Annotated in this window: 21 protein-coding genes and 1 tRNA gene; 11 read left to right on the top strand and 11 right to left on the bottom strand. The window is 60.6% G+C overall.

What is annotated here, in order from left to right; translation table 11 throughout:
• Positions 1-25 precede the first annotated feature (25 nt).
• Positions 26-598: a hypothetical protein gene (locus ASE22_RS24825; protein WP_056366314.1), complete on the bottom strand. Its 573-nt coding sequence runs from the start codon at positions 596-598 to the stop codon at positions 26-28.
• A 163-nt stretch (positions 599-761) separates the two neighbouring features.
• Between ASE22_RS24825 and ASE22_RS24830 the strand changes: the two genes are divergently transcribed.
• A complete protein-coding gene (locus ASE22_RS24830) occupies positions 762-974 on the top strand; it encodes a hypothetical protein (protein ID WP_056366317.1) in 213 nt (70 codons plus the stop codon).
• 204 nt (positions 975-1178) lie between these two features.
• Entirely contained in the window at positions 1179-1625 is a 447-nt protein-coding gene (locus tag ASE22_RS24835; protein ID WP_156397571.1) for a hypothetical protein, read from the top strand.
• A gap of 32 nt (positions 1626-1657) precedes the next feature.
• On the opposite strand, the gene ASE22_RS24840 is transcribed toward ASE22_RS24835, so the two are convergent.
• The 4 genes from ASE22_RS24840 to ASE22_RS24855 form a co-directional block, all read right to left on the bottom strand.
• Positions 1658-2026, bottom strand: a complete 369-nt coding sequence (locus ASE22_RS24840) for a hypothetical protein (protein WP_056366323.1) — start codon at positions 2024-2026, stop codon at positions 1658-1660.
• 163 nt (positions 2027-2189) lie between these two features.
• The gene (locus ASE22_RS24845) at positions 2190-3485 is read right to left on the bottom strand and encodes an AAA family ATPase (RefSeq protein WP_082545853.1); all 1296 of its coding nucleotides are present in this window, start codon (positions 3483-3485) and stop codon (positions 2190-2192) included.
• A complete protein-coding gene (locus ASE22_RS24850) occupies positions 3482-4333 on the bottom strand; it encodes a hypothetical protein (protein WP_235536042.1) in 852 nt (283 codons plus the stop codon). The genes ASE22_RS24845 and ASE22_RS24850 overlap by 4 nt, the downstream gene beginning before the upstream one ends.
• Positions 4334-4490: 157 nt before the next feature.
• Positions 4491-4952, bottom strand: coding sequence for a hypothetical protein (locus tag ASE22_RS24855; protein ID WP_056366331.1), 462 nt, complete (start codon positions 4950-4952; stop codon positions 4491-4493).
• A 163-nt stretch (positions 4953-5115) separates the two neighbouring features.
• On the opposite strand from ASE22_RS24855, the gene ASE22_RS24860 reads away from it, so the two are divergent.
• Positions 5116-5289 carry a hypothetical protein gene (locus tag ASE22_RS24860; protein ID WP_156397567.1) on the top strand — a complete coding sequence of 58 codons (174 nt, stop codon included), beginning with the start codon at positions 5116-5118 and terminating at the stop codon, positions 5287-5289.
• 144 nt (positions 5290-5433) lie between these two features.
• The gene (locus ASE22_RS24865) at positions 5434-5664 is read left to right on the top strand and encodes a hypothetical protein (protein WP_056366334.1); all 231 of its coding nucleotides are present in this window, start codon (positions 5434-5436) and stop codon (positions 5662-5664) included.
• Here the strand turns inward: ASE22_RS24865 and ASE22_RS28060 are convergent.
• On the bottom strand, positions 5553-5903 hold the full coding sequence (locus tag ASE22_RS28060) for a carph-isopro domain-containing protein (protein ID WP_443028914.1): 351 nt from the start codon (positions 5901-5903) through the stop codon (positions 5553-5555). The two genes, ASE22_RS24865 and ASE22_RS28060, sit on opposite strands and share 112 nt — an antisense overlap.
• A 26-nt stretch (positions 5904-5929) precedes the next feature.
• Between ASE22_RS28060 and ASE22_RS27050 the strand changes: the two genes are divergently transcribed.
• The 5 genes from ASE22_RS27050 (at position 5930) to ASE22_RS24890 (ending at position 8664) form a co-directional block, all read left to right on the top strand.
• Complete coding sequence (locus ASE22_RS27050; protein ID WP_156407257.1) at positions 5930-6679, top strand: helix-turn-helix domain-containing protein; 750 nt, start codon at positions 5930-5932, stop codon at positions 6677-6679.
• Between the two features lie 125 nt (positions 6680-6804).
• The gene (locus ASE22_RS24875) at positions 6805-7608 is read left to right on the top strand and encodes a hypothetical protein (RefSeq protein ID WP_056366340.1); all 804 of its coding nucleotides are present in this window, start codon (positions 6805-6807) and stop codon (positions 7606-7608) included.
• Entirely contained in the window at positions 7601-7834 is a 234-nt protein-coding gene (locus ASE22_RS24880) for a hypothetical protein (RefSeq protein ID WP_056366343.1), read from the top strand. Before ASE22_RS24875 ends, ASE22_RS24880 begins: the two co-directional genes overlap by 8 nt.
• Positions 7835-7951: 117 nt before the next feature.
• Positions 7952-8443, top strand: coding sequence for a hypothetical protein (locus tag ASE22_RS24885; protein ID WP_056366350.1), 492 nt, complete (start codon positions 7952-7954; stop codon positions 8441-8443).
• Positions 8440-8664, top strand: a complete 225-nt coding sequence (locus ASE22_RS24890) for a hypothetical protein (RefSeq protein WP_056366351.1) — start codon at positions 8440-8442, stop codon at positions 8662-8664. Before ASE22_RS24885 ends, ASE22_RS24890 begins: the two co-directional genes overlap by 4 nt.
• A 12-nt stretch (positions 8665-8676) precedes the next feature.
• Here ASE22_RS24890 and ASE22_RS26430 read toward each other — a convergent pair whose 3' ends face one another.
• Positions 8677-8874 carry a hypothetical protein gene (locus tag ASE22_RS26430; protein ID WP_056601302.1) on the bottom strand — a complete coding sequence of 66 codons (198 nt, stop codon included), beginning with the start codon at positions 8872-8874 and terminating at the stop codon, positions 8677-8679.
• Between ASE22_RS26430 and ASE22_RS27815 the strand changes: the two genes are divergently transcribed.
• Entirely contained in the window at positions 8873-9391 is a 519-nt protein-coding gene (locus ASE22_RS27815; RefSeq protein WP_156407258.1) for a hypothetical protein, read from the top strand. The two genes, ASE22_RS26430 and ASE22_RS27815, sit on opposite strands and share 2 nt — an antisense overlap.
• 409 nt (positions 9392-9800) lie before the next feature.
• Complete coding sequence (locus tag ASE22_RS24900) at positions 9801-10028, top strand: helix-turn-helix transcriptional regulator (RefSeq protein WP_056366616.1); 228 nt, start codon at positions 9801-9803, stop codon at positions 10026-10028.
• A gap of 628 nt (positions 10029-10656) precedes the next feature.
• Here ASE22_RS24900 and ASE22_RS24905 read toward each other — a convergent pair.
• From ASE22_RS24905 to ASE22_RS24920, 4 genes are all read right to left on the bottom strand, one after another.
• Positions 10657-11391 carry a hypothetical protein gene (locus tag ASE22_RS24905; protein ID WP_156397562.1) on the bottom strand — a complete coding sequence of 245 codons (735 nt, stop codon included), beginning with the start codon at positions 11389-11391 and terminating at the stop codon, positions 10657-10659.
• A complete protein-coding gene (locus ASE22_RS24910) occupies positions 11366-12091 on the bottom strand; it encodes a hypothetical protein (protein WP_156397560.1) in 726 nt (241 codons plus the stop codon). The genes ASE22_RS24905 and ASE22_RS24910 overlap by 26 nt, the downstream gene beginning before the upstream one ends.
• Before the next feature lie 318 nt (positions 12092-12409).
• Positions 12410-13708, bottom strand: a complete 1299-nt coding sequence (locus ASE22_RS24915; RefSeq protein WP_056366362.1) for a tyrosine-type recombinase/integrase — start codon at positions 13706-13708, stop codon at positions 12410-12412.
• Positions 13709-13863: 155 nt separating this feature from the next.
• Positions 13864-13939: transfer RNA gene (locus ASE22_RS24920), tRNA-Ile, on the bottom strand.
• Positions 13940-13962 lie beyond the last annotated feature (23 nt).

Below are 13962 nucleotides of genomic sequence, written 5' to 3' on the forward strand. Positions count from 1 at the left end.
TTTTTGGCGCCGCCCGCGCTTCTCCCTACAATCGTTCCCACATCGCAATGAGTCCAGCACAGAACGCGACCGCCGTCTTGGCAGCGTCGATGGCCGACCGCGAGTTGCTCGCCAGGTTCGATCCCGCTGTGCCCGCTTCCTGATCGAACCGGACGACGTTCTCGAACACTTCCCAGAACTTGCGGGGGATCACTCGCTTGTACCCAGCGAGCGCTTCAAGCGCTTCGTGCTGAGACCATCCCTCCATTTTGGAGCAATCTATCCGATCGCGGGCGAGGTCGATCGAGCGCAAATCCTCCGCCCGCGCCCACAGCCTGCGGCAGTGATCGATGGCTTTGCGCTGGGGCTCCTCGAAGATCCCGGCCTTGTCGTTCGCTATCCACCGATCGACCGCCGTCCCACCGCGATTGATGATCACCTTCACGATCCCCTTCTTGCCGCCCAGCTCGCCGCTGAGATCAACAACGGTACCTTCCTCGTACCGGCCATGAGCCGCCGCAAAGGGGTTCACAGGCGGCTCCTGCGTGCCTCCCCTGCCCTGGCGCCGCGTTGCGTGCGTGGTGCTGATGTTCAGCCGTGGATTGGTTGCCTTGCCCATGATGCCCCCTGAAATGAGTGCCCGAAATTTCCCGTTAAATTTCGGGCTGGAAATACGGTGCCGATCAGCGGCGAACCCTCCGCCCCGACTGCAACTTCGCGGAACCCGCCCAGCCACGACGCAGTTGTGCACTCGCCTGATCAACAGGCCTGGAAGGCTGCAAATGAAGATCCTGAACATTCTGACTGCTGCCGCGCTTGGCATCGCAGCGGTTGGTGCCAGCACGGCCGCGAATGCCGAGCCACGGCACAACAATTGGAACAACGGCCACCATCAGAAATGGAATGGCAACCACAAGCGCTGGGACAAGCGGCATCACCGCGTGCGTTGCCATACCGAGTGGCGTCATCATCACAAGGTTCGCGTCTGCCGCTGAGATCAGTCGCGAGGGCGCACTGGACTGGCCAGCGCGCCCTCGGGCCCTCGGGCCACGCGATGCTGGCCGACGCCTACCTGCTCGAGAAATATCAGCATGGTCGAGACGCTCGGCGGGTCGACTGCCGAGTGAGGTCAGCCGCACAATAGGGCTGGCGCCGAAAGGATCGTTGAAAGATAACACCTTCAAATCTGGAGGGGTCAGATGGGGATTCGCAAAAGCATTGTATTGGCTGGCGTGTTCGCCGCCGTGGTAATTCCGCAGGTCGGAGCGAATGCGAAAGCGATGGACGAAATCATCGCGGGCTGCTCCGATCTCCAGCCGTTCCCGTCCTTCGCCGCGTGCGTGAAGGAGACCTACAACCAAAAAGGGGACAGCAAGAAATCGGGACCGGTTCTGGCGTTCTATGCGTATCTGGATGAGATCACGGAGGATTACGTCAAATCTCAAGGCGGCGCCGAGCCCATGACGGATGTCAAGGCGCGTGCCGCAACCTTTCGGGCCTGGCAGACCACGATCGACGCATCGATCAGCGCCCGGCGAGCGGCGATAGCCGCATCCGTTGGGCGAAGCACCGCAGCAACCTCGGATGATAAGCTCACGGTTTGCAACCCCAAGCCCGGCGGCGGAGTGATCTGCACCAGCCATTGAGCCGCGGCCCGCTCCCTCGATCGCCTGACCGATCAGCATGTCCAGACACCGTCGCCGACAGGGACGCCGTCCCAGCGATGGTCGAGCCATACCGAGATGCGAGCGCCTTCATTCCGCCGCTCTATCTCCTCGAATACGCGCTCTAGGCCCTGACGCCCCGCCAGAGCCGCGATGGTCTCGCCGATACACCAGACGGCGTACCGCAGTCCCGAAATGTCATCGTGCACCGCCTCCAGGCGGGAGGGAACGCCGCCATCGAAACGGAGCCGCTTGAGCGCCGTCTGCGTGGCGCTGGGTCGTTGCGCCGAGAGGTCAAGGATCCGGCGGTAAATCGCCTCGATCGTCTCGCAAACCACGGCGGTCTGCTCAACGCCGAGGAGGGCGGTGAGTTGGTCGGTCATCGTTCCTCCAAGCGGCTCTTGCCGCAGCCTGGGACCGGCCGGCGGGGTATTGGGTGGGTAGGGTTATACCCTACCCCCCATACCCCCACCGGGCAGGGCGGTCGTTTCCGCAGTTCCGTACTGGCTGCTGCGGAGAGGTGCGGAGGTGCGGAGATCAGGGGCGTCAGTCGACGATGGCCCATTGTCCCACCTCCACATATTCGCGGATCTCTCCGCGCTCATCCTTGCGCTCGACCGACCGGAGGGCGCCGTTGCCGACCCAGGTGAGGACCATCTTCTTGATGGCCTGCTTCTCACCCTCGTCGTCGAGGTTCCGATCGAGTACGCGCGCAACGATTTTTCCGACCCAATCCTTTGCCTCGGAGTGCTTCCGGCACTTCTCGGGATTGGCCTGGATCTGATTCTGGACATGCCAAAGCTGCTGGACCGTGACGCCGCCGAATGTGTCTGGTGCCTGCCACCGGCGAATGGCGCCGATGTTGTCCTCGGGTCCAGTATCGTCGCCGTTGCCCAGGCCAATTCCGACGAACTCGTACCATTCGGCTTTGGCGGCCGGCGGGGCCTTGTTGTTCTTGTCATCGAACACTGAGAAGAAGCGCTTGCGGTCGCATTCGGGAATGCGGAACTCCTGCGCGACGTCCTTCGGCATCTTCTGCAGGACCAGCACCGACCGGGCCGCGTTGATCATGGCCACGGCGCCGCGAGCATCGAATGCCGATGGCTCCGACCCGTTGGGCTTGCGGACATGGTGGGCCAGGCTCACCGCGCAATCCGCTTCGTGAGCCACCCTGACCCATTCCTTGCTGACCGCGTCGATCGCGCCATTGTCGTTTTCGTCAACCGAATGGCTGGAGACGAATGGGTCGATATCGATGTGATCGATGCGGCGAGCCTTTAGCTCTTCGACCAGCGCATCAACCACGGGCTGACGGATGGTGAAGTCCCCTGCCCTGCTTTGCGTGCCGATCTTCAGCAGTTTCGACCCCGAACTGTCGACGCCATCGATAAACAGGCGATCGGCGATATCCGAGGGCGACAACCCCCACAGCTTCACGAAGGCATGGATGCTCTTCTCCACCTCCTCCATTTCGTCCTCGAGGTTCCAGAGCCAGACGCGGTGCGGACCGTTCCAGACGCGATGTCCGAGCATGTCCCGCCCTGTCACCATGCAGAGCGCGCGGCCGATTTTGAATGTCGTCTTTCCTGCGGCGCCCGGCGCTACAGTGGCGGAAAGCTGCTTTCGCCGAAGCTCATACCCGTAGAGGTAGCGCCGCCTGGGAATGCTGGCTGGGTCGCGGAAAACGAAAGGGGATGCCTTGATCCCTATCGATTCGGCGGGGGGCTCAGGAAAATGCTCTGGCGCGTCGGGCCAAGGCCAGCGGGCCGCGTCCAATGCTTGCCGAACGACCGCCCCTCCGAAGTCGCGTGCATCATCCTCGAAATCCCGCGCCACGCTCATGCGGCCCTTCCGATAGGAGTGGCGATGCGCGCACCGATCTCTTCCGCTGCCGCTTGGGCAGCCTCCACGCCAATGTTGCGGTCCAGATGGGCATCGTCGTCTGCGCAGATAATGTAATCGAGATCCGGCCGGGCCGCGTACCATAGGCGAGCTACAGGCAGCAGGTTCTTGGCCGAGAAACTGGCGATGCACGGATACCCAGAAGCGCGATGAACCGCTTCCATCGTCGCCACGCCTTCACCAATACAGGTGCGCTCGCCCCGTTGCGTGAACTGGCCGATCGGGAAGAACAGCCCTTGGGTCCGGCCGCCACGCATGAAACGCTTGGTGCCGTCGCCGGCAATGCGCTGGACATTCCAGAGATCACCGGAGGCATCGATCATAGGTACGAGTAGCCAGCCGTCCCGTGTGACCCGATAGCGGATCGCGTCGAGCTGCTTGCGCGCCACGTATGGGTGATCGGACAAAGCGCGACCTGAAGATGACCAGAGATCGAAAGCATCCTTGGCTGCTTCCTCCTCCGATCGAAGCTTTTCCTCCTGCCGACGCTGCTTGGCCTCAGCCCATTCACGCTGGAGCGCCTGTCGCTCTTCAGCCGTCAGGCCAAGATCCTGATCGATGCGCCACTTCCGCGAGATACCCAGGCGGTAATTGCCGAAGGCGCCGGCCGGGCGCTCATCGAGATAGAGCACCGCCCAGCCATTTTGCCGGCCTTGGCCATCTCCCTCACAGCGGAACCGGATCAGCTCGCCAGAACTCAGGCGCTGAAGGATAGGCTCTACCGCACGGATGCCTTCTATCTCCATAGCGGAGATGAAGTCTGCGAGGGCGTCGGAATAGCGGCTCACGCAGCTTCGCCTTTTCCCAGCGAGCCACTGGGCGGAGCGTTGTCGAGGCGAGGCGCCTGGTACCGCCAGACCATGAAATGGCCGCGGGGAGCTTTGATGACGAGTGCCATCAGCGGCTCCTCCGCGAAAATTGTGGTGATTAGCCCCCGGCGCATCGTCAGGAATGGCTCTGCGCGAGCATGTCGAGCCAGCGACGAGTTAGGGAATGGACCCGGCGGATAAGTTCGGCATGCGGCCGAAGCTCCTCGGCTTCGGTGACGCCGTCCTCCTCGATCTCCATGATCGCGGGCAGCAGCATTGCCAGGGTCAACGCGGCGCGGTCATCTGATGTGCAGATGGAGCCCGCTTCGGCCCAACGCCCATTGGCCAGGCGAAGCAGTGGATCAGCGAACCGCCCTCCCCACACGTCGCAGCCGGCTAGGAAAGTTGGGAGATCCATTGCGGACCCACCGGCCGCGTAAATCGCGGCGCGGTCCTCCGACCGGCCGAGTACCCGCGCCATGTCCTTGAATGTGATTTCGTCGTCGCTCTTGATCTCGGTGAGGATCGAGCCCTGAACCTCGACCGCTTTCGACGCGGAAAACGTCCGGCGCTGGCGGTGGATGTGCGGCGCGTTCATGCCGTAGCTCCGACAGCATGGAAACAGATCAGATCGTGCTGGCAGCCGACAAGCGCGGCTTGGAGAACCGATGTCATGCCAGCCCTCCCCGGCGCCCGGAACTGGAACCGGGCGCCGGTTCGGCTATCGTGTTGGTTACGACTCCGACACGAAAGGAATGGAAATGCCGATCTCGGACGATACCGCCGCTTTGGTTGCGGCTCAGCTCACACTCGCCGCGACGACGAGAATGGGGGCTCCTGATCAAGATGGCCGCATGTCTCCGAAAGACCGCGAGCAGGAGATCGCGAATATCTATGAGCGCAATCTGGCAAAGGTGCGCGCTATTCACGAGTGATCTCCGCAGGCGCGACCGCGTCACGCTCGGCTTGGAGAGTGCGCTGGTAGTTGATCAGCGGCCCCCGGCGCGCCCAGCGGGTGGACGCATCGAGCCCCGGCTGCTGACGAAGGACGGGATGCATCATTCCCCGGCTCTCCCATCATGGTGAAGGACCGCAAAGCCCGCCTCGGTGCGCAGAACGTCATGTGCGCCTGGGCGAACCTCATCGGCTCGATTATCGAGGCCCTGAAGCAAGCCGACGTGCCGGAGTGCTATATCCATTACTTCCTCGACAAGCTGGAGGCGGCCAACGAGGCGACACTCGTCGGAGCGGAGGCGGAGTTTACGGAGGGGCTCATTCCGATTTTCCGGCGGATGGTGATGTCCGATTGAATGAGCGTCGATTTCGGGCGCGCCTCCGTATGAGCTGTGATCAAATCCGCGGCATTGATGTCGAGCCCGAGTTCCTGTGCTAATCGGAGCACGTTAGGCTGTTGCCGAGCGGGAATAATGTTCCGCTTCCACCAGCCGAGCACGGTCGACGGGTTTCTATGCTGAAGCGCTCTCGCAAGAGGGCGTATTCCGCCGAATTGCCTGATGATCGCTTTGGACATGCGCCTTTGTACGCTCATAGCGTACAATACACAAGGGGTTTATGGTGACGATTGGTGATGCTCTCACGGTGCTACGAAAGCGGAGCGGCCTGACTTTGGACCAGATCGCCGTACGGGCAAATTATCGAGGCCGATCCTCTGTTCAGAAGTTTTTTGCCGCCGAATATGATCCACCTTACCTTGATATGGTGGTCGCAGGACGCTTGGCACGTGCCTTGGTCGGGGAAGGGAAGCCGCCGATCCGGGAGGATGAAGTGTTTGCCCTTACGCAGACAGAGAAGAACGAGTTAGATCGTTATCGCTATCTGGATCATCCTGGCTTGCAGAGAGACGTACCCGTCTACCCAGCAGCTTATGTTCATCGAAGTCCGCTACAAGAGGGCGGTGAGGCCAAGTTCGACTTTTACATGATCGATCTTGATAACCCCGTGTTTTATGCGTGGCATCCTCCAGCGATTGAAAACCGCGGCGGGGTTTCGGGCATTGTGCTAGATAAAGGCGCACCCATGCCAAGGTATAAACCAGGCGAATACATTTTCGCTGATATAGGACAGCCCCCCAGGATCGGCGATGATGTTCTCGTATTTATATATGACTATGACCACGAGCCGGACGACGAGCTCGATCATCAGCCCCGCTCATCAGCTGTTGGCTTCATCGCCACGTTGTTCGGATACGCTGGGGAAGGTGTGGTATTCTCGACGATCGACGGCGCCAAAGTTGAGAAGTTGAAAATAAGCACCGTGAAGGAAATGCAGCGCCTTCTCACTCTGAGCGACTGTTTAATCCCGTAGCGTACGTCGTACGTTGACACATGTCCGCCATAAGCGTACATCATGTACGTCACGACATACGTGATGGCAGGCTTTCGGCGATAGACACGTCGCCCCTGTCTCCTCTCGATTGACGGAGACTGAAGATGGGTATTCATTCCGAAATCGTTGCGAGCGACACGCAGGCGGGCTCGATCATCCAGAAGCGCACGGACAAGCAGATCATCGACTGCATCCGCAATCGCGGCGTCGATGGCCCCGTGTCGAAGGGGATGATCTCAGCCATGCGATCCCGCCTTGAGGGCGAGGACTTTGACCGCAGTGTCGCCGCAATCGCCAGGGATCCGGTCAAACTCTTCGGGCTCATTGCCGAGTATCGCCGCATCGGCCTAGAGGAGGTAGCCGACACAATCGAGAGCTGTTACGGACCTGGATCTGAGGCGCCGATCACTCCCTCCCCAAGGCACGATGCCCTGGCAGAACTTGCCAGTCGCCCCGGCAGGAGCGAGTCTTGGAACGAGGTTCTCGCTTCCTACCATTCAGCACTCTCGGCAGAAAAAAGCTTCGGTGCGAGCTACAAGACGTTCAGCGAAGAGGGTGACAAAAAAAGCCAAGAGCTCTTCGACATAAAGCTCAACGCTTTCATCACTCTGATGATGTATCCAACGCCGTCTCTCGACGCGCTCGCCATCAAACTAGCCATCTATGCGGGCGATGACGGCCACGAACACTGCGACGTTCGGCTATTTCAAGCGCAAATGGCGGCAGACGCAGTGAGGCTGGCTCGCCATACCTCCCACATCGACCACCTCTTGCCGATCGTCAAAGCGCAGATCGAGCGGGCGGAAGAGCACTTGGCCTGCTGGGGAGAAGCAGAGGACCATCCCGAATTTCGGGCCGTAGTCAGCATCTACAATGACGCGCTGCACAGCGAACTGGCGCATGTCTGACACCTGCCGCAAGTGCGATTTCTTCCTCGATCGGGGGCTGGCTTCGGCCAGCTCCCCGCCTTCGAAGACAAGCGATCTCAACATCGGAAAAGGGATCTGCCGGCGACATGCCCCGCAGATCGTCGCGGACGCCCCCTACGAAGAGCGCTCACAGTTTCCGATGGTCGACGACAGCCAGTGGTGCGGTGATTTCATGAACGCCGCCCACCAGTATTCCCCCTGCTGAGGAGAGCTGGACGTGAATTGCCCCGGACAATGTACCGGGGCGAGCTTCCAGAGAAAGCCGGGCAACTCTCCGGACTGGTCTCGAAGGCCATTGCTTTGGTCATATGAGGATATTGGAATGGACAGCTTTCACAGCTTCGGAATGACGGAAGTCGCCACCAACGCGATCGTCTCGATGCGCAAGTTTAAGCGCGGCGAAAGGGACTGGGCCTATAAGATCGCGCTCTCAAACGGCGCTGATCTCACCGCTGATTCAAGCGATGTCAGCATTCTGCTGGAGCGACCTACCCAGCTCATACCGGCGGCCTCCGGGACGTCGATCTGCCATTTCAACGATGAAGATAGCACCGTGTACCGCGCTCAAGTGATTGCATGGGCTTTGTGCGCCGACGGCGAGGTTCGACCCGTAACGCCAGCCGGCGTGAACGATTGCGAAGATCGGGCCGCTTCCATCGTAGTCGAACTACCAGACGGCACTTGCCACGAGCGATGGTTCGATGGGAGCTCCTATCCGAGCCTGGAAGCATACATCGAGAACAGGAAGGCTTGGGCCGCAAAATGCGCCGCGGAAAAGCTTGCCCGAGAGGCTGGCACCGAGGCCGGGCAATGACCGACGCGACGCCCGATCCCACGTCGGAAGCTTGGGAAGCTTACCACCAGGCAACCACGCGCTATCTCACCATGCAGCGGGAGGAGACGCCATCCGTCGAACTGTTCAAACAGGCGATGGTGGTGAACAAGCTCCAACGCGAGTTCGCCGCCCTCTACGACACGCTCGGTGATCCAAAGCCGGGGCTCAGGCTGATCGGGGGCACCGATGCCCCGCGCTGAGCCCTCCGCGCGTCATTTGACCGGCTTGGCGCCTGGCGTCCCGCACTTGGCAAACTTGCCTCTGGCGTCCTTGCAGACCGGCTTCTTTGCGGCCTTCTCTGCGCATTTGATGAACTTGCCGGTCTTCGGGTCCTTGCATGGGGCGGCGGCCAGCGGAGCCGTGGCGCTGAACGCCAGCGCGGCCGCCAGTACGAACGAAAGTCCCTTCATGGCATCCTCCTATCGAGTCGACGGCGATCATATTGCTCTTGGTCCGCAGATGGCGGAAGTGAACGATTGTGGTCTGCCTCTTGATGAGGCCTATACTGAGCCTGGGTTAGACGTCGAGGGCCTCGATCCGAGCTTTCATGGCGGACAAATGCGCCGATGCATCGGTTGGCTGCGAAGTGACCCAGTTCGTGCCAGGTGTGATAATATCGTTCAGCGACTGTACGGCACCAGCGTTGTCATCAGCCTCAGCACAATAGATCGCGGTTTGGAGGTGCTCTCGTTTTCCAAGAGCCGTTGCCGCGTCCAGCTTAACGTACGCAAGAGCCTTGTGAAGCAGCTCCGCGAGTTGGCCGATGGTGAGGCGCTGAACAATATCTCTATCGGTCAGCGGCCGAAGACCCGAGCGGAGTGCTGCGAGTTCGGGGATTTTCTCATTTTCCATTCACACAGTTCCCAGCTTGTTACGGCACTGAAATTGGTGTGGCTTTCGCAGAAACGCAAGGAGCGGTCTCGGTGACTTTAGCTCTGATCTGCCTCGCTATAGCCCTTCACGACGTGGACGGCCCCATCCACTGCCAGGACGGCACCAAAATCCGCGTCCAGGGCATAGGCGCCACCGAGATGGATGGGACGTGCCGACCGAACCAACCGTGCGTGCCCGGCGATCCGTTCGAGCAACGTCGGCGCATGGCGAAGGTCATGGGCGCCACGATCTCGCGGGAGACACGTTCGCCCAACGGCGGGCAGCTCTATTTCGCCCGACCAATCCGCCTGACGATCGAGCCGACCGGGACCAGCCACAAACGGGTGACCGCTTGGGTCCGGCTACCGGATGGACGGGACTATTCGTGCGCAGCAATCCGGGCGGGAGTCGCGGTGAGGTGGGATCGATACGACCGGCGCGGCCGGCTGAAAGGATGCACGCGATGATCGACGACAACTGCGCCCGCGATCGGCGCAAGGACCGGCTCTTGCGAATCGCTCAGGTTAAGGATCGGACGGGGCTTTCGATCGCCACTGTCTATCGGCGCGAAGCTGTCGGCACCTTCCCTGCGCGTGTGCGGCTCGGGCCTCGAAGCGTGGCTTGGTATGAGAGCGATATCGACGACTTCGTGGCGGCGCCCGCGGAGTACCAAGCTGAGCGTGTGGCCTAGTCGCCAGACGTTCAAGACGGCGCCCAAATACGCGACCCCGCGCCTTCGCGCGAAGGCCTCGCTTGCCGGAGGGTGGAAATACAATAGCCCCACAGGCTAAGCCGGCGTCGCTTGTCCGGCCTATGAAGCAGGGGGCGACGGGGGGACCTGTCTATCGAAGAGGCCCCGCATCCGACCACGAAGTTCATCTTGATCGGGCCTGCCCAGTTGGTCGCATCCACGAACCACGGCGTGCAATGGCTCATGCTCGGTCGGATCGTCGTAGACGAACGCCACTTGCCGATCACCTTCCCCGTCTAAACGGATCGCTCGGATCATGGCCACTGTGGCCAATAAGGCCCCCTGTTGAGTTCGCCCCTCTTTCCGTTCGGCTTGCACAGTCGCCCGTGCTCGCAGATCGTCGTCACTCAAAGTGTCGCGACGTGTCACAGACATGCCGTCCGCATCGCCACACTTATTAGTGAAACCCTTCGGCGGTGGGAAAAGCTCTCTCCGCGGTACCGGATCGGAATCGGGCTCAATGATCCGAGAGTGCAGAAGGCGGGCAACAACCTCATCGCTGGCAACCGCTCCATGATCGCCCCCGCAACAGCTTATTCCGTCAGGGCGCTCGGCCCACGTCTCGCCATCAGACATCGAACAGCATGAGACTCAGCAGTAACGGCGATAGATCCATTTCGAGATCGAAAGGCGCGTCAATCCTGACAGTTGGGAAAGACCCTACCGCACTGCAAAAGATCACTATGTGCCCGTCAGCGGGGAAAGCTGCAGAGGCCAAAAGCCTCCCATCGGTCCAACGGAAGCCAATCTCTCCGTCACCTGCGACGTAGCCCTTCGGCGCAGGAATAGGCCCGCCACGGATCCTCTTGATAAACTCTCGCGCAGCGCTCACCGCAACTTCGGGCGGGGCGCTTCCATCCTCGCCGTCCCAATCGTCCGGCAAAACGGCCCAGCGGTCGATAGAGCGGTTCAACGCGTCCCACCCGCAATCGGAGATACTAACACCCAAACGCTCGGTTCGGAACAGATCCGCCGGGAGACTAAGGGTCCGGATATACCTCGACCGCTGGAAGAGCTTTTCACCCAGCCAGCTTAAGTGAGAATCGGTTAAGTCTTCGTAAGGCAGTGCAAGGCAGGTCGTATAGGAAAGCGACCTAGACCAAAGATCGTAATCCTCGGCGCCAATTGGCGCTGCCATGCTATTGCGCTGCACGGCGGCCGACCAGAAGGTCATCTCGCAAAGGTCGTCAATCGACGCAATGCCCTCATCGGCTTGGTCGTAGACTGACGTTAGGTTCTCCGATTGCAGAATCGCGATCGGGGGCCGCACGCGCGTTTCATCCGACGAGATAATCATAGCCACCAGAAATAAGGTTTTTGGTCTCGTTCACAAGGTCGTCCAGCAACGCTACGCATATATCCGTACCGATTACGTTGGATTGCTGAACCGAGTTTATATCGAGCATGAGCGTTTCAACAGGAATGACTCTGCGACCCATGGTCGGTGCGGCATGGCCTACCATCAACATCATGATCTGCTGAACACCAGTTCCCCAGCGCGCGATGCGATTGATCGAAACCCCGGATTTTTCGCCGGCCTTGCGGACGTTTATGCCGAATGTCAGATCAATAGCACTTGAAGGGACGGGCACTCCGGTATTTGAGCGGTATCCGGCGACGGCGTCCTCGGGCGACGAATGTCGCTTGAACATGTTCGCCACCAGTGCGAGTCGGACAGGGCTAACGAGGGCCACAAGGGCCACGGCAACCTCGCGTATCGCGGACAAGGCTTGTGGAATATCCGTAATAGGATCGGGCAGATCGTCGGTTGACGACGGCGCCGAAAGGATGATTTCGATCCGCCCAGGCTGAACCTGAAGCGCGGCGCTAAAATTCTGCCACGCGCCGGCCGCTACGCTCATAGGAGGCGCGCCAGCCGGGTTGGAATTGAAATTAAGTGGGTATGACCCGAATATTTTCGAAAAGAGATCCGGCGCAGGAAGGCCTGAAACATCGGGTGTATGAAAGGCTACGCAGTGCAGCGACTCTGCTTGCCAGTTCATTTGCTGCACTCTCGATTCCCCAGGCAAGCGATCAAAAGCAGCATGCGAAGTCTCCGTCAACCTTGGTTCGTCTGCTAGAAATATCCGAAATGGCGCATTTGACGAGTGGACGATGGGCATGTCTAACACGACATGAATGGAAGATGATCGCAGAGCGAATTGCAAACTGACGGATAAACGACAAACTCAAGAGCCCGCGGACCATCAAAAGTCCCGCTTTCCTCCGCTTGGCCCGACGGCCGCGAAATCATGCGGCAGGAGTGACGTCGCTTCACGTGGCCATTGCAGCGGCGGCCATACCAACATCCGCCCCGTCGTTTATCCGATCAGTTCGAACGGATCCTGCCACCCCTCCGTGATCAGATCCGCCCACGCCCGCCCCAGTTCGCGCCTCGGCTTCTGATAGCGCGCCCGGTTATAGGCCCACTCGGAAGCCGACATGCCTTCAGGCACATGCGCAAGCATCATGTCGATGATCATCCGATCACCATCGCGCTCACGCTCGGCCGCGCGCTCATTCATGATGGTTGAAAAGGCCGATCGCCAGCCGTGCGGAACCATCCGACCTTTGTAGTAGCCGGCCCGGATCCGCTTATACATCGTCGAGACGGCGGAATCGCTCATCGGCTCGCGGCGGTTCAAGGCGCCGGGGAATAGCAGATCCCACCGGCCATTGATCACGCGCAGTGCACGAAGGCATTGCACGGCCTGGTGCGACAGCGGGACGTCATGTCCGAAGGCCGCATTGCCCTTGTCCTCGACCTCAAGTTTCATGCGCGCCGCCGGGATTTCCCACAGTGCCCCCGGCGTGGGGGCATCTGGGTCCTCCCAGTCGATGCCGCTGAACTCGCCCCAAGTGGCGGTGCGCAGAACGCCGATGCGAACGACCGTCAGGGCTATTAGGCGCGAGCATAGCTTGGTCTGGGCATCGGAGGTGGAGCGGTCGACGTCGCGCTGCAGGTCGATCAGCTCGGGCACTTTCACTAGCGCCGGCTGCTTCGATCCAGGGGGCGTCGGCTTGAGCGCGGCACCGATGTCCTCGATCTCGGTGACAGCCTCCCGCTTGATCAGGTGCTCGCCTTTCGCGCGCTTGAAGATCGCCAGCACATAGCCGCGCACGCGCTTGGCCGTTTCGATCGAGCCTCGCTTCTCGATCTTGCGCAGTTCGTTCAGGACTGCCCGGCCGGTGATCTCGGATATCGGCAACGCGCCAATGCCGGGATAGATGTCATTCTCAAGCCGGAAGCGGACGCGTTTCGCATGAGCCTCCGACCAGCGGGGGCTCTCGTCCTTAATCCAGTCTTCTGCCACGAGCTTGAACGTCGTCCCGGCGGCGGCGATTGCGTCCTGTTTGCGCCGCTCGATCTCAACCGCTGGATCGAAGCCGGAGCGCAGGATTGCCCGTGCCTCGTCGCGCCGATCGCGCGCTTCCTTCAGCTTGACCTCGGGATACAGGCCGAAGGTCAGCCGCTTCTCCTTGCCGGCGAAGCGATACTTGAAGCGCCACGACTTCGCGCCCTTTCCGGTGACGAACAGATACAGCCCAGCCGAATCAGCCAGCTTGTAATCCTTGCCGCGTTTCTCGGCATTTCGTACCTCGGTATCAGTCAGCGGCACGATGCCCCCATCTCTCCCATTCGATGCCCCACCGGTGCCCCCATGTCGGCTGCGCTGCCATGATGTCTAGTGAGAAGATATGGAACCAGAACATCCCCGAATATGGGGATTCTAGCTCGTTATGACGACTGAAGCAATGTCGGGAATAAAAGCGCTGGTGGGCCCGGCAGGACTCGAACCCGCAACCTAGCCGTTATGAGCGGCCAGCTCTAACCGTTGAGCTACAGGCCCCAACCAGCGCCGGGGAGGCGATA

It is taken from the genome of Sphingomonas sp. Root720 (assembly GCF_001428605.1).
GTDB lineage: Bacteria > Pseudomonadota > Alphaproteobacteria > Sphingomonadales > Sphingomonadaceae > Rhizorhabdus.

Bases quoted from the DNA above. Each gene is read 5' to 3' on its own strand.
- ASE22_RS24865 (WP_056366334.1), top strand. From the start codon at position 5,434: ATGGTGAAGGACCGCAAAGCCCGCCTCGGTGCGCAGAACGTCATGTGC.
- ASE22_RS27815 (WP_156407258.1), top strand. From the start codon at position 8,873: ATGGCATCCTCCTATCGAGTCGACGGCGATCATATTGCTCTTGGTCCG.
- ASE22_RS24835 (WP_156397571.1), top strand. From the start codon at position 1,179: ATGGGGATTCGCAAAAGCATTGTATTGGCTGGCGTGTTCGCCGCCGTG.
- ASE22_RS24830 (WP_056366317.1), top strand. From the start codon at position 762: ATGAAGATCCTGAACATTCTGACTGCTGCCGCGCTTGGCATCGCAGCG.
- ASE22_RS24885 (WP_056366350.1), top strand. From the start codon at position 7,952: ATGGACAGCTTTCACAGCTTCGGAATGACGGAAGTCGCCACCAACGCG.
- ASE22_RS24890 (WP_056366351.1), top strand. From the start codon at position 8,440: ATGACCGACGCGACGCCCGATCCCACGTCGGAAGCTTGGGAAGCTTAC.
- ASE22_RS24900 (WP_056366616.1), top strand. From the start codon at position 9,801: ATGATCGACGACAACTGCGCCCGCGATCGGCGCAAGGACCGGCTCTTG.
- ASE22_RS24845 (WP_082545853.1), bottom strand. From the start codon at position 3,485: ATGAGCGTGGCGCGGGATTTCGAGGATGATGCACGCGACTTCGGAGGG.
- ASE22_RS24825 (WP_056366314.1), bottom strand. From the start codon at position 598: ATGGGCAAGGCAACCAATCCACGGCTGAACATCAGCACCACGCACGCA.
- ASE22_RS24840 (WP_056366323.1), bottom strand. From the start codon at position 2,026: ATGACCGACCAACTCACCGCCCTCCTCGGCGTTGAGCAGACCGCCGTG.
- ASE22_RS24855 (WP_056366331.1), bottom strand. From the start codon at position 4,952: ATGAACGCGCCGCACATCCACCGCCAGCGCCGGACGTTTTCCGCGTCG.
- ASE22_RS26430 (WP_056601302.1), bottom strand. From the start codon at position 8,874: ATGAAGGGACTTTCGTTCGTACTGGCGGCCGCGCTGGCGTTCAGCGCC.
- ASE22_RS24910 (WP_156397560.1), bottom strand. From the start codon at position 12,091: ATGAACTGGCAAGCAGAGTCGCTGCACTGCGTAGCCTTTCATACACCC.
- ASE22_RS28060 (WP_443028914.1), bottom strand. From the start codon at position 5,903: ATGAGCGTACAAAGGCGCATGTCCAAAGCGATCATCAGGCAATTCGGC.
- ASE22_RS24875 (WP_056366340.1), top strand. From the start codon at position 6,805: ATGGGTATTCATTCCGAAATCGTTGCGAGCGACACGCAGGCGGGCTCG.
- ASE22_RS24880 (WP_056366343.1), top strand. From the start codon at position 7,601: ATGTCTGACACCTGCCGCAAGTGCGATTTCTTCCTCGATCGGGGGCTG.
- ASE22_RS24860 (WP_156397567.1), top strand. From the start codon at position 5,116: ATGCCGATCTCGGACGATACCGCCGCTTTGGTTGCGGCTCAGCTCACA.